This window comes from Aporhodopirellula aestuarii (genome assembly GCF_023701485.1).
Lineage (GTDB): Bacteria > Planctomycetota > Planctomycetia > Pirellulales > Pirellulaceae > Rhodopirellula > Rhodopirellula aestuarii.
The window spans coordinates 129,753-143,472 of the sequence record NZ_JAMQBK010000060.1 but is presented as its reverse complement, the minus strand read 5'-3'; the positions used below and the strand labels follow the sequence as shown (position 1 = coordinate 143,472).

Annotated in this window: 15 protein-coding genes; 10 read left to right on the top strand and 5 right to left on the bottom strand. The window is 55.7% G+C overall.

What is annotated here, in order from left to right:
• Positions 1-62 precede the first annotated feature (62 nt).
• The gene (locus tag NB063_RS21185) at positions 63-932 is read right to left on the bottom strand and encodes a hypothetical protein (RefSeq protein WP_250930762.1); all 870 of its coding nucleotides are present in this window, start codon (positions 930-932) and stop codon (positions 63-65) included.
• Positions 933-1,104: 172 nt separating this feature from the next.
• On the opposite strand from NB063_RS21185, the gene NB063_RS21180 reads away from it, so the two are divergent.
• From NB063_RS21180 to NB063_RS21135, 10 genes are read left to right on the top strand one after another with little or no spacing between them, the layout of a single operon-like run.
• Complete coding sequence (locus NB063_RS21180) at positions 1,105-1,791, top strand: Na+/H+ antiporter subunit E (RefSeq protein WP_322975264.1); 687 nt, start codon at positions 1,105-1,107, stop codon at positions 1,789-1,791.
• Complete coding sequence (locus NB063_RS21175) at positions 1,791-2,120, top strand: monovalent cation/H+ antiporter complex subunit F (RefSeq protein ID WP_250930760.1); 330 nt, start codon at positions 1,791-1,793, stop codon at positions 2,118-2,120. The genes NB063_RS21180 and NB063_RS21175 overlap by 1 nt, the downstream gene beginning before the upstream one ends.
• Positions 2,117-2,464 (top strand): monovalent cation/H(+) antiporter subunit G, encoded by a 348-nt coding sequence (gene mnhG / locus NB063_RS21170; RefSeq protein ID WP_250930759.1) that lies wholly within the window; start codon positions 2,117-2,119, stop codon positions 2,462-2,464. Before NB063_RS21175 ends, mnhG begins: the two co-directional genes overlap by 4 nt.
• Entirely contained in the window at positions 2,461-3,027 is a 567-nt protein-coding gene (locus NB063_RS21165) for a DUF4040 domain-containing protein (RefSeq protein ID WP_250930758.1), read from the top strand. Before mnhG ends, NB063_RS21165 begins: the two co-directional genes overlap by 4 nt.
• Positions 3,024-3,461 carry a Na(+)/H(+) antiporter subunit B gene (locus NB063_RS21160; protein WP_250930757.1) on the top strand — a complete coding sequence of 146 codons (438 nt, stop codon included), beginning with the start codon at positions 3,024-3,026 and terminating at the stop codon, positions 3,459-3,461. Before NB063_RS21165 ends, NB063_RS21160 begins: the two co-directional genes overlap by 4 nt.
• Positions 3,461-3,955 (top strand): sodium:proton antiporter, encoded by a 495-nt coding sequence (locus NB063_RS21155; RefSeq protein WP_250930756.1) that lies wholly within the window; start codon positions 3,461-3,463, stop codon positions 3,953-3,955. The genes NB063_RS21160 and NB063_RS21155 overlap by 1 nt, the downstream gene beginning before the upstream one ends.
• A 34-nt stretch (positions 3,956-3,989) precedes the next feature.
• The gene (locus NB063_RS21150; RefSeq protein WP_250930755.1) at positions 3,990-5,480 is read left to right on the top strand and encodes a monovalent cation/H+ antiporter subunit D family protein; all 1,491 of its coding nucleotides are present in this window, start codon (positions 3,990-3,992) and stop codon (positions 5,478-5,480) included.
• Between the two features lies 1 nt (position 5,481).
• Positions 5,482-6,993, top strand: a complete 1,512-nt coding sequence (locus tag NB063_RS21145) for a proton-conducting transporter transmembrane domain-containing protein (RefSeq protein ID WP_250930754.1) — start codon at positions 5,482-5,484, stop codon at positions 6,991-6,993.
• A gap of 18 nt (positions 6,994-7,011) precedes the next feature.
• On the top strand, positions 7,012-7,284 hold the full coding sequence (locus NB063_RS21140) for a hypothetical protein (protein ID WP_250930753.1): 273 nt from the start codon (positions 7,012-7,014) through the stop codon (positions 7,282-7,284).
• Positions 7,268-8,986, top strand: a complete 1,719-nt coding sequence (locus NB063_RS21135; protein WP_250930752.1) for a Na(+)/H(+) antiporter subunit D — start codon at positions 7,268-7,270, stop codon at positions 8,984-8,986. The genes NB063_RS21140 and NB063_RS21135 overlap by 17 nt, the downstream gene beginning before the upstream one ends.
• A gap of 300 nt (positions 8,987-9,286) precedes the next feature.
• On the opposite strand, the gene purH is transcribed toward NB063_RS21135, so the two are convergent.
• The 4 genes from purH to dnaN form a co-directional block, all read right to left on the bottom strand.
• Positions 9,287-10,849, bottom strand: coding sequence for a bifunctional phosphoribosylaminoimidazolecarboxamide formyltransferase/IMP cyclohydrolase (purH, locus tag NB063_RS21130; RefSeq protein ID WP_322975273.1), 1,563 nt, complete (start codon positions 10,847-10,849; stop codon positions 9,287-9,289).
• Between the two features lie 93 nt (positions 10,850-10,942).
• Positions 10,943-11,713: an imidazole glycerol phosphate synthase subunit HisF gene (gene hisF, locus NB063_RS21125; RefSeq protein WP_250930751.1), complete on the bottom strand. Its 771-nt coding sequence runs from the start codon at positions 11,711-11,713 to the stop codon at positions 10,943-10,945.
• Between the two features lie 162 nt (positions 11,714-11,875).
• Positions 11,876-12,220 (bottom strand): DUF721 domain-containing protein, encoded by a 345-nt coding sequence (locus NB063_RS21120; RefSeq protein ID WP_250930750.1) that lies wholly within the window; start codon positions 12,218-12,220, stop codon positions 11,876-11,878.
• A 9-nt stretch (positions 12,221-12,229) separates the two neighbouring features.
• Positions 12,230-13,348 (bottom strand): DNA polymerase III subunit beta, encoded by a 1,119-nt coding sequence (dnaN, locus tag NB063_RS21115; RefSeq protein ID WP_250930749.1) that lies wholly within the window; start codon positions 13,346-13,348, stop codon positions 12,230-12,232.
• Positions 13,349-13,720 lie beyond the last annotated feature (372 nt).

The following is a 13,720-nucleotide window of genomic DNA, read 5'->3' as shown; positions in this document are numbered from 1 at the left end:
TTAGCCCAACGGAGTTGGTTGCGATTTCCGCGTTGAGAACTGCGGCGAACGCCATCTGAGCCTTAGCGTGGTTCAAGCAACCAGATGCCTTTATCGAGCAGCCGCTTGATTTCCGCAGCATCGAGTGAAACTTCGACGCTCGCTCGCGAATCATAGATCACAACCGACTGACGATGTACCTCGCGCACGCGAACAACGCTCGGAGGTTCAAGTCCTTCCATAAAATAGAACTGCCCACTCTCGAGCTTTGGCCGAATGCGAACCTTGCGATCTGCATCCACTTCGATCCGTAATTTGGGACCGTAATGATATTTCTCGGCAAAACGCTCGAGCAGGTTGGGGTCCGGTGTTTGCGGACGTTGGATAGCAGCGGGTTCGGACGGCTGCGATTCATTCCCAGAAATTTCACCTTCGTCACCCGCCACAGAAGCTTCTTCGGCTTGTCCGTCGGCGATCTTTTGTTCGTGGGTGTCCCTGTCTTGCCCAGACTCCGTTTCGGACTCATCCGACTCGTTCGAGACGGCGTGATCGAGGGCCGAGATCAGGTCCCGAAACGTTTTGGTGACCGGACCGGTTAACTGCTGCATTTTCGCTTGGGCGTTTTTGACCTCGTTGAGTTTCTGCAAAGAGAGGTTCGTCTTCCCTTGTCTGGCTGACGTGATGATCGAACCGACCATCGAATTCCAACGACCGGCGATGCCGTTGAACGTCATTTCCATTTGTCGCACCCGCTGCAATGCGGACTGAGGTCGGCCCTGATTGAATTCCTTCTGGGCTTCGGCCATTTCAGAGTTAAAGGAATTGATCCCCTTTAGCCCCTCGATCACGTTGCCTCCGGGTAGTCCGCGGACGGCGCCGCCGGTGAGGTGGGCGGTACGCTGAATTGCGGTGGAGACATTCGAGAATAGGATTGGGTCCACTCGGATCAACATGGCTACGCGAGCTGTCTATGGAATTGGAGAGCAAGGCGGCAAGGCGCCGCATATTGCCCATTTTAGTTAGTTGAACACCCAGGATGCTTCCGTTGGGGACACGCAAAGAAGTCAACCTGACCATTTTAGACAATGGGTTATCAAGGCGGTTCAGGTTCGAGTCGAACCAGACGTGCCAGCCATAGTCATACAATTTGCCCGGCTTGTCTTGATTTGTGCAGGCGGTATAGGCTATGTCGGTCGAAAGATATGTAGGCTACCCGCTTCTCGACACGCGTCTATCAAAGGATTGAATGCTTCGCACGTGAAATACGCTCTCACCCTTTTTGTCGCTCTTACCGCCAACTGGCTACTTTGGTCAGGGCATTTTGACAACCCGTTTCTAATCGGGCTAGGGATTGCTTCGTGCGTCATATGCCTGTGGCTCTCCTCACGAATGAACATCGTCGACGAGGAAGGAGCCCCGGCTCATCTGGGTGTACGACCTTTTTTAATGTATGCACCTTGGTTAGCCAAGGAAATCGTGTTGTCCAACATCAACGTCGCAAGAATCATTCTTTCGCGTGAGATGCCGCTGCGGCGAAACCTGATCTCTGTTCCGGCGAGGCAAAAAAGTGAACTCGGGCGGGTCATCTTTGCGAACTCGATCACGTTGACGCCGGGTACCGTTTCGGTGCGTCTGGAAGGCAACCAGGTCCTCGTTCACGGATTGTCGTTGAGCGAATCTTCCGACGAAATGACGGACGAAATGGGTGAGCGGGTTTGCCGTATCGAGCGCGGTTACGACGATGCGGTTGACGAATGCGATGACGAGCCGATCGTTTCCGATTCGAACACATCTGGCCAAGGAGCCTCCTGATGACGCCGGATCTCTTACCGAGTGAATTGACCGCGGGCGTGTTGATGGCCACCTCATTCGCGGTGCTGTTGACGATGACGTTGGCACTCATTCGGGCGGCACTCGGGCCGACCGTTTTTGACCGCGTGTTGGCACTCAATATGTTCGGCACCAAGACGGTGCTGCTGATTTCGGTAGTCAGCTTCGTGACCGGACGGAGTGATTTTCTCGATCTCGCACTGCTATACAGCCTGATGAATTTCATCGGCATGGTCGCGCTGCTGCGATTCACACAATACAACGACTTCGGTGGTAGTGTCGCTGCTCCGGGAGAATCCGAAACACGATGATCGTCTTAGAAATCGCAAGCTATTTCTTTTTGATCGCCGGGTCGATCTTTTCGGTCATCGGTGGCATCGGGTTGGTCCGATTGCCCGAATTCTATTCCCGGATGCACGGTGGCGGAATTACCGACACGATGGGTGCCGGATTGTTGATCATCGGTTTGCTACTGTTGGCCGGCCCAACACTCACCGCATTCAAATTGTTTGTGATCCTTTTTTTCCTGACGGTCACGAGTCCGAGTTCATGTCACGCATTGGCGAAATCGGCGATTTCCCATGGACTCAAGCCGCAACTCGATGTCGAAAATGACATCGAATTGCCGACCATCAGCGGAGGGAACCCCGAATGAATTTGATCGTATTTGCCTTGCTCGCGCTGCTCGCCATCACGGCGGTTGCAATCGCACAACTCCGGGAACTGTGGGCGGTGATCATGTTCACCGGCATCTACAGTTTTCTCAGCGCGAGTTGGATGATCATCTTGGATGCTCCCGACGTCGCGTTTACCGAGGCGGCAGTGGGTGCGGGAATCTCGACGGTGTTGATGCTCAGCACGATGGCGTTGACGGGCAAAGCCGAAGACATTCCGCGAAAATCTTCTGTTGTTCCCTTATTTGTCGTCATCGTTACCGGCGCGACGCTGGTATATGGGACGCTCGACATGCCCCATTTCGGTTCACCAGACGCTCCCGTCCAGGTGTACCCGGATCCGTCGTTTGTTGAACGATCCGAAGCGGACATGCATGGACTCCCCAACGTCGTCACCGCGCTCCTGGCGAGCTACCGGGGGTACGACACCTTGGGTGAAACCACCGTGGTGTTAACAGCGGGCATTGCTGTGTTGTTGATCCTACGAAAAAACGAAGACGAACAGGATGACACCGCTCCACTGGCGAGGAACAAATCGTCATGACCGGGTTTCCAATCATTCGGATCATTACCAAGTTACTGATCCCCTATATCCTCCTGTTCGCGTTCTACGTTCAATTCCATGGTGACTACGGTCCCGGTGGTGGATTCCAAGCGGGCGTTATCTTTGCGTCGGGTTTGATTCTCTACGGATTGGTCTTTGGACTTCATGCGATCAAAAAGGTCGCGCCTCCCATCGTGATTGAGAAATGCATGGCGCTCGGTGTGTTGATCTACGCCGGCACCGGGGTGCTCACGATGGCTCTCGGCGGCAAGTTTCTCGATTACAGCGTGCTCGAACATGATGTCTTGCCACACTGGCACGTGCCGAGCGGACAGCACCTCGGAATATTCCTCGTCGAACTCGGTGTCGGTATCACGGTGACCGCGGTGATGACGATGATTTTTTATGCGTTCGCAGGAAGGAAGCAGGTCTAATGACGCTCGAATCCGTCGCCGGACTTTACAACTACTGGGTCGTGATCTTTTTGATGATGACCGGGTTCTACATCGTGCTGGCGCGTAAGAACCTGATCAAATCGGTAATCGGTCTTAACATCTTTCAGACCTCGGTGTTCTTGCTCTACATCACGATGGGCAAGGTCGAGGGCGGGACCGCGCCGATTGTGCCGCCGGCAATCGCAGCCGCTCAGGCTCACGCCGCACACGGATCGGATGCCGGCCATGCCGCCACGCCCCACGTGGAAGGTGCTCATGAAGTCGCTCATGCTGCCCTGCAGCACGGTGGCGAGTTGGCGAGCACAACGACAGAAATCATTTACTCCAACCCACTACCGAGTGTCCTGATGCTGACGGCGATTGTGGTCGGGATCGCGACAACGGCGTTGGCCCTCGCGCTGGTCGTTCGGATCCGAGAAGACTACGGGACAGTGGACGAAGAACGTATTTTGGAATTGGATCGCGGCGAATGAGGCACTGTCTTTTGGGAACTTTGGGAGAGATCACATGATCGATGCGATCTTTGCCCATCTGCCGATTCTATTGATCGTGATGCCGTTGGTCGCTGCCCCATGCTGTGTACTCACAGGCAACGGTCGTGCTGCGTACGCGCTCGCGCTCGTTGTTTCGCTGTTGACGTTTGCCTGCAGCATCACGTTGCTTGAGGAAACACTCGTTCATGGAGTGGTGCGATACGAACTCGGCGATTGGAGTCCACCGTACGGCATCGAATATCGGGTCGACATCTTTTCCGGCTTCGTCATGTCGTTTGTATCCGGGATCGGTGCGATCGTTCTCGTCTATGCTCCGCTGAGTGTCCGCGATGAGATATCGGAGTCGAAGCACTATCTGTTCTATGCGACGTATCTGTTGTGCATGACCGGGCTACTCGGTATGTGCGTCACGGGTGACTTATTCAATGTATTTGTATTTCTCGAAATCTCATCTCTCTCGTCGTACGCGTTGATCAGTCTCGGACGGACCCGACGGGCACCGTTGGCGGCGTTTCAATACTTGATCCTGGGCAGTATCGGAGCGACGTTTATTTTGATCGGCATCGGGTTGCTGTATCAAATGACCGGCACGCTCAACATGGGTGATATCGCCGCTCGCGTACCACATGAACATGGCCCTCGAACGGTTCTCGTCGCGTTTGCGTTTTTAACCGTGGGGTTGTGCGTGAAGATGGCGGTCTTCCCGCTGCACACTTGGTTGCCCAATGCGTACACGTATGCCCCGTCGGTGGTAACCTGTTTCATCGCGGCGACGGCTACTAAGGTTTCGGTGTATGCGTTCGTGCGGATCATCTTCGAAATCATCACACCGGGGTTCGCATTCGATGTGTTGCCGTTGGATACCGAGCTGATGCTGTTTTCGCTGGTCGGCATTTTCATTGCCTCCATCGCGGCGATCTATCAAGACAATGTCAAGCGACTGCTCGCCTACTCGAGTGTGGCTCAGATCGGTTACATGTTGCTCGGTATTTCGATGGCCACTCCAACAGGTTTGTCCGCCGGCATCGTTCACATGTTCAACCACGCGTTGATCAAGGGCGGGTTGTTCATGGTCGCGGGTTGTTTCGCGTTACGATTGGGCAGTGTGCAGTTGTCGGATTGGAAGGGTGCCGGTCGAACGATGCCGCTGACTTCGCTGGCATGGGCGATCGGTGGGCTCGGATTGATTGGAGTGCCTTTGACGGCTGGATTCATTAGCAAATGGCTACTGCTGACCAGTGCGTTCGAAGCAGGCCGATGGCCGGTCGCTGCATTGATGTTGCTCAGCTCATTGCTCGCCGTTGTGTACATTTGGCGGGTGGTCGAGACGTTATTTTTTGCAGAGCCGAGTGAAGCGGCAGCGAATGCAACCGAAGCGCCGCTGCGGATGCTGATACCGACGTATGTCCTGATCGGTGCAACATTGGTGTTCGGGGTTTGGACGTCTTATTCCGCGGGTATAGCTCGCCAAGCTGCGATCGCTCTCTTGGGAGGAACCCCTTAAGATGTCTCCCGATCACATGATATGGATTTCGCTGGCGCTACCGATTTTGGCGGTAGGACTGATCGTCTTTTTTGGGAAGACACCCGACCTGCGCGACGGTTCATCAGGCACGATCGCCGGACTTTTGTTTATCGTCACCGCTTCGCTGTCGATCGGTGTGTTTGCCGGTGAACGACCTGAATGGAATTTGGGCGAAATGTTGCCCGGTTTCGAGATCGCGTTTCGCGTCGAGCCCCTTGGGATGTTGTTCGCGTTGGTGGCATCCGGTCTCTGGATTCTGACGACGGCGTATGCGATCGGCTACATGCGAGGGCACCATGAAAAGCAGCAAACTCGGTTCTTTGCGTGTTTCGCGATCGCCATTTTTGCGGCTCTCGCCGCGGCCTTTTCGGCAAACCTGTTTACCTTGTTCATCGCCTACGAGGTGATGACGATCTCGACCTATCCGCTGGTGACGCATCACGGAACCGAGGAAGCCAAACGGGGCGGACGCATTTATCTCGGGATTTTGTTGTCGACATCGATTGCGTTTTTCATGCTGGCGATCGTTTGGACCTGGTCGCTGGCCGGTACGGTTGATTTCAAACTTGGCGGAATCTTGGCAGATGCGGTTGCCGAAAATCGCATTTCGCAAACGGGCTTGGCCGTGCTGGTCGGGCTGTTTGCGTTCGGAATCGGCAAGGCGGCTTTGATGCCTTTTCACCGTTGGTTACCGGCCGCGATGGTCGCTCCGACACCCGTCAGTGCTTTGTTACACGCGGTCGCGGTCGTCAAAGTCGGCGTCTTTTCAGTCATGAAGGTATGCGTTTATATCTTCGGATTGGAACTGCTGCGGGAGACCGGCGTGAGTTTGTATCTCGCCTACGTCGCGGGATTCACTTTGGTGGTCGCATCACTGGTGGCAATGACCAAAGACAATCTGAAAGCCCGACTGGCTTACTCGACGATCGGGCAACTCGCTTACATCACGTTGGGTGCGATGCTTGCCACGCCCAACAGTGTGATCGGTGGCGGAATGCATATCGCGATGCATGCCGTTGGCAAAATCACATTGTTCTTTTGTGCCGGAGCGATCTATGTCGCCGCGCATAAGAAGAATATTAGCGAGATGGAAGGCTTAGGACGCAAGATGCCGCTGACGTTCGCGGCGTTTTTGATCGCGTCGGTGAGCATCATCGGATTGCCTCCCGGCGGAGGTGCGTGGAGCAAGTGGTTCTTGGCTGTCGGCACGGTCGAGACGCATCAGTACCTTCTCACAGCCGCTTTGATGGTCAGTTCGTTGCTGAACATTGCGTACCTCATTCCGATCCCGATGCGTGCGTTCATGAAGCCGAAATCTGATACGCCGGACGACCCAAGTCAAGAAACCGGCAGTTGGTTGGCCAACATGCAGGAAGCACCGATGATGTGCGTGGTGCCGTTGTGCGTGACCGCGATCGGCAGTGTCGTGTTGTTCTTCGCGGCCGAGTGGATTTATCAGGCTTTGTTGCCCATCACGATGACGCCTTCTTAGTGAGCCGCAAGGACGAACATGAATCACCCTAATGAACCCACCGATCCGAGCTGGTTCGAACGTCCCCAAAACGTTCGCATGATGATCATCGCGCTCGTCGTGATCTGTGCCGGGCTGGCTCTCGCCGATTTGTTTTATACCAACCCGCATCCTCACTTTGCGATCGAAAGCAGTTTCGCTTTTCAGGCTTGGTTTGGATTCGTCACGTTTGTTGTGATCGTTTTTCTAGGTCGCTTGCTACGCATGATCGTTTCACGTCCGGAGGATTATTATCATGACGGCGATCGCTAGTATGCCCCCTGGGCTGATCATGATGGTCGGTGCGTTGTTTCTGCCGCTGCTCGCGCGGCGGGTTCAACCATGGGTCGTGCTCGCACTCTCAACACTGAGCCTGGTCCTGTTTTTGAGCACACCGGCGGGCAACTACGGAATCATCGAACTGTTTGGCGATGAACTCAACGTCGTTCGAATCGACAAGTTATCGCGTCCCTTCGGAATCGTGTTTCATCTCGCGGCGATCGTGTCAGCGATTTATGCGTTGCACGTGCGTGATACCCGTCAACATGTGGCGGGCGTGTTCTACGCGGGTGCGGCTATCGGGGCGGCGTGCGCGGGCGATCTGATTACCCTGTTTGTGTTTTGGGAATTGACCGCCATCTCAAGCGTGTTCCTGGTTTGGGCGAGCGACTCAGAGACTTCCTACCGAGCGGGGATGCGATATCTCATCATCCAGGTGACCTCGGGCGTCTTGCTGCTGTCCGGAGCGATTGTGCAATACGTCGAGACGGGTTCACTCGCATTCGAATCGTTTGTGGGACTCGACGGTGCGGGCGACGGACTCACGACCGCCGGCAAATTAGTTTTGACAGCCTTCGGTATTAAGTGTGCCTTCCCGTTGCTACACAACTGGTTGCAGGATTCCTACCCGAAGGCGACTGTGACCGGCACGGTGTTTCTCAGCGCCTTCACGACGAAACTCGCTGTTTACTCGCTGTGCCGAGGCTTTGCCGGTTTCGAGCCCTTGATTTGGGTCGGATGCACGATGACATTGTTTCCGATCGTCTTTGCGGTGATCGAAAATGACCTGCGAAGAGTGCTCGCCTACAGCCTCAACAACCAACTCGGTTTCATGGTTGTCGGAATCGGGATCGGGACCGAACTGGCGATTAACGGTACCGTCGCGCACGCGTTTTGCCATATCATCTACAAGTCGTTGTTGTTCATGTCGATGGGCGCGGTGTTGTACCGCGTGGGAACGACCAAAGCGACCGAGCTGGGCGGTTTGCACAAATCCATGCCATGGACCACGACGTTCTGTTTAATCGGAGCCGGGGCGATCTCGGGTTTCCCGTTGTTGAGCGGGTTTGTTAGCAAGTCGATGATCATTTCCGCAGCCGCGGAACATCATCTTGCTGGCGTTTGGATCGTGCTGTTGATCGCATCAGCGGGGGTGATGGAACACTCGGGAATCAAAATTCCGTTCTTTGCGTTCTTTGCACACGACAGTGGGAAACGTCCCAAGGAAGCCCCCTGGAACATGCTCTTGGCGATGGGCATTGCGGCGGTGGGCTGCATCACGCTCGGGATCGCATATCCAATGTTGTATGCGTTGCTTCCGTATGAATCAAACTACCACCCCTACACGATCACACACGTTGTCACGCAGTTGCAACTACTCTTGTTTGCGTGTCTGGCGTTTGTCTTTTTGATCAAGACAGGTTTGTATCCAGAAGAGAAACGTGCCACGGTGCTGGACACCGATTGGTTTTACCGGGTCGCCATGCCCAAGGCCGTTTCAGGGCTCCGCTTCGGTATCGAGAAAATCGACGGTGGCTTCCGAAGCGTGTTCTTAAACGGACTGCGTGGTTCGCTCAACACGGTTCGCGATGGCTTCAACGAAACCGGATTGCTCGGTCGGACATGGTCGACCAACACGATGACGTTTTGGGCATCGGTGCTGTTGGCGGCTTCGTTGTTGGTGTACTACTTCTAGCAGCCCAGTAGTTCCAACTAGGCTGGCAAGTGCGAAGGTCGGCTTAGCTCACCATCGCGAAGCAGGAAAGCAGGAGTCTTTCAGTTATTAGTCTTTGCGGCTAACCACAGCTCCGTCATTCCACCACGGCAACCGCCGGACTTCGAAAGCGTCGTTACTAACAAGACGCATCAACGATCCGACTAAAGTCACGTTGGATCCTGCGTCTCGTGAATGGTTAGTCACGATCGAGACTGCATGCCATCGCCGCGGCCGTATCGGTGTCCGTATTGGATCGAACACATCGCAAGCTCAGCCGACTTAGTGTTTGAAGTGTCGGCGGCCGGTGAAGACCATGGGGATTTCGAACTGATCGCAAGCGGCGATCACTTCATTATCACGTCGAGATCCGCCTGGTTGGATGATGGCGACAACGCCTGCTTTGGCTGCCGCTTCGATCGAATCAGGGAAGGGGAAGAACGCGTCGCTCGCGAGAATCGATCCTTCGCATCGTTCACCCGCTTTGTCGATGGCGATCTCGACGCTGTCGACGCGGCTCATCTGTCCGGCACCAACGCCAACCAAGGACGTGTCTTTAGCGAGCACGATGGCGTTACTCTTAACGTGTCGCACCATCTCCCAACCGAACGAAATATCGTCCCACAGTTCTTTGTCGACAGGCGTCTCCGTGACAGTCTTCCACTGCAACGACGAACTGGACATGCAATCGGCGTCTTGGACCAACATCCCGCCGCTGATGAAACGGCGAGCGAGTTTGGAGGGGTCACTGTCGAGTCGTCCGACCTGCATCAATCGGACATTCTCTTTCCAACGCGGACGCGTGGTGAGCAGTCCCACCGCACTGGCTTCGAAATCGGGAGCGACAATCGCTTCGATGAAAAGTCCCGGTTCGCACAAGAACTCCGCCGTGGCGAGATCCACGGTCCGGTTGATTCCGATCACACTTCCGAACGCACTCAATGGGTCACCAGCCATCGCACTGGTAACCGCTTCGACCAACGTCGTCGCTGTTGCTGCACCACAAGGGTTGTTGTGCTTAATGACGGAAGCGGCGGGATTGGCAAATCCACGAACGATTTCGAGCGCCGCGTCGAGGTCGAGCAAGTTGTTGTAGGAGAGCTCCTTGCCGCTGATTTGACGTGCCGATACCAAATTGGCTGATCGATCGTTGCGGTCACTGTAGAGGGCGGCTCGTTGATGAGGGTTCTCACCGTAGCGGAGTTGGGTCTTGCGACGCAGCGTCACGTGCATGGTTTGCGGGAACTCACCACTGACAGTTTCGCCTTGCAGATAATCCGCGATTGCCCGGTCGTAGCTCGCGGTGTGATCGAAGGCTTCTGCGGCGAGTTGTTTGCGTAGTTCGGCGGTCGTTCCGCCGATACTCTGCAACTGCTCGATGATCTCGCTGTATTGTTCGGGGCTGGTCGCTATGGCCACATCGTTTTGATTTTTTGCCGCCGCTCGCACGAGGCTGGGGCCGCCGATGTCGATTTGCTCGATGCATTCTTCGCGGCTGACACCGGCACGACTCGCCGTGGCTGCGAAGGGGTAGAGGTTTACCACCACGAGGTCGAACGGCTCGATGTCATGTTCGGCGATCGTTTCGAGATGATCTTCTCGATCGCGGCGGGCGAGGATCCCGGCGAAAATTCTCGGGTGGAGCGTTTTGACGCGTCCGTCGAGCATTTCGGGAAAACCCGTGTAATTCGCGACATCTTCGACCTCGATGCCGGAATTTTCCAAGTGAGACCGGGTCCCTCCGGTGCTGTAAATCGTCACGCCAGCGGCACGCAGACCTGCGGCCAGATCGGTCAGCCCCATCTTGTCACTGACACTAATCAACGCATTACGAACTGGAACCACATCAGACACGAGCAATCACTTCGGGTGGGGGAAAAACGCCTTCGGGAAAGTTTGACCGACATGTTCCTTGCGATAGCGGTTCAGGTCAAGGAGTTAAGGCAGCCGGACGGCGATTCCCATTTCTCGCATCCGTCGTTTGGTTTCTTCGATGGTGAACGTTCCGAAGTGGAAAATGCTCGCCGCGAGAGCCGCATCCGCCTTCCCGTCACGGATCGCCTCGCCCAGATGGTCTGGATTCCCCGCTCCACCACTGGCTACGACCGGAATCGACACCGCTTCGCTGACCGCTCGCGTGATCGGAATGTCGTACCCGTCGCAGGTGCCGTCGGCGTCCATGCTCGTCAAAACTATTTCGCCAGCACCAAGCTGTTCGACCTCCTTTGCCCACTCGACCGCCTGCAATCCGGTGGGTTTTCGACCCCCGTTGATGTGGACTTCCCAGAATTCTTCGCCGTCTCGTTGGACCCGTTTGGGATCGATGTTGACGACGATGCACTGGCTGCCAAAACGATCTGCCGCCCGCCGGACGAATTCCGGATCGGTCACCGCTGAGGAATTGATCGATACCTTGTCACATCCCGCCGATAACAACGCCCGGACGTCTTCGATCGTTCGAACGCCGCCTCCGACCGTCAGTGGCATGAAAACTTGCTCTGCAGTTCGACGGACAACGTCGAGCAGAATGTCCCGTTCCTCGTGGCTGGCCGTGATGTCGAGAAAAACCAACTCGTCGGCCCCGTCGGCTTCATAACGGCGAGCGACTTCGACGGGATCGCCCGCGTCACGCAAGTTGACAAAGTTGGTTCCCTTGACGACCCGGCCACCATGAACGTCCAAACAAGGAATGATTCGAGCTGCAAGCATGGATGGGATGCGGAGTGAGTGTCGAGGGCTGAAAATCGGAAGCCTAGTTGGATCGCGTGGCCGAGCGTTCACTCAGCGTTCGCGACTTCATCCGATGGCCCCAATGTAGCTACGCTCGTCCAAACGGGGAACACTCCGCCAACCGACTCGCCAAACGACCACTCACCCGCCGGATTTTTGTGCGCCTAGCTTGAACCGGATATCTGTGATCTTGGCTTGCGGGTGATCCTTGATCAGCGCTCGGAGAATCTGACGTTTTTGAAACGTGAGTTCCTGCATCACGACGCTGTCGACCGCGTAGACCTGCAACACACCGCGGTTGAGCTTGCCGACCATGATGCTGCCCGCCAGAGCCGGTCCCACGCTCTTGGCAATCGAGGCGGTCATCGCATTGTCGCTGGCGACACTCGCGTAGCCCCGCCGGCTCATCAATTGGGAAACGATGGTCCCGATACGGCGAGCACCGCGTCCCCGTTCATCATCCGGGTTTGGGACGTTCTTTTTCAATTGCTAGCCTTAACGATCGCGAGCCATCGGCATGATGACATAAGCATACCCGTCGTCGGTGTTGAGCAGGGCAGGGGACTTCGAGCTTTCGATCTCCATCACAAACGTCGCTTCCGAATCCATCACCTTGCAGAAATCCGCTAGGTACCGATGGTCCATTGTCAACGTGATCGATTCACCATCATAGACGATCGGAAGTTCGATCTGCGACTCGCCGAGGTCAGCGGTCGACGCCTCCAATTTCAGTGTCCCGTCGGCAAACGTGAAATCGACCCCGCGGCTGTCGATATCAGTCACGATGGCGGCCTGACGCAAAGCGGCAAACAGCGGCCCCACCGTCACATCGATCTGAACCGCATTCTCGCGTTTGGGAAGCACCTGCCGCCAGTTCGGATATCGACCTTCGACCAATCGGCTCGAGATCACCGCCCGCGGGGTCCGGATCAGAAGATCGTTTCCGCGCGACGCGACCTCGACGGTATCGTCCTTGTCGCTGAGTGCCTTTTCGATCAGGGCGATCGCCCGTGTCGGAACGATCGTTGTCATGCCGTTGGTCTGGTGACCGCCGACCGGTTCACCGGTGCCTTCCATCCGTGCCAAGCGACGGCCATCGGTCCCGACCGCGATCACGGTGTTCTCTTCCATCTCCAACAGCACCCCGCCTAGGGCATATCGGCTGGACTCCGAATCGGTCGCGAAGGCGGTCCGTTTGAGCATTTCACGGAACAGCCGCGTGCTGATTTGATGGTACTTCTCTTCGTCGAATTCTCGCACCGTCGGAAACTCATCAGGGTTGTTCCCGGGCAGGCGAAACTTGCTGCGGCTGCCCGAAATTCGGATGCCCGATTCGTCGGTTTCGATGGTAATTTTTTCGTCGTTGCTCTCCCGGAAAATCGCCCCGGTTCGCTGCACCGGCAACAACGCCGTGCCTTCAGTTTCGATCTCCACCCCCTCGGTCACATCCAACCGGATTCCCACCTCTTGGTCCGTCGCCGAAAGGGTCAACTTGCTACCCGCGGCGGTGATCTTCACGTTCTGCAAAATCTCCTTGGGCGACCGAGATGGCGCGATGCTAGCGGCCAGTGCGAACGCGTTGGCAAGAATGTCTCGTTGACAGGTGATCTTCATGGGCGAGTGTTTTCGTTAGCGACGGATACCGTTGGTCGAGTGGATGTTTTACCGGGGCGGCCTCAGCGACGCACCCCCTCAAATTTGAAAGCGACTCGGGAGCCATCACGGAGGTTGCTAGCAACCAACTGACTCACTCAGAGGTTTTGCTATCAAAGAACTTAATATCTTTCTTCGTCGTCGTCGTAATGTGCGGACATCGAGTGTCGACGGTTGGACGATAAGGACGCAAATCACTGGCGAAACAGGGCAAAACCACGTCTTGTTCACGTGTGGATAACTTGTCTTCCCGATGTCTGGAAGCTGTCGATAAATGTCAGCGTTCTGGACAGTTCCAGACAGTCGCGGCTCAGGGGTGGTCAAATGGTCGAC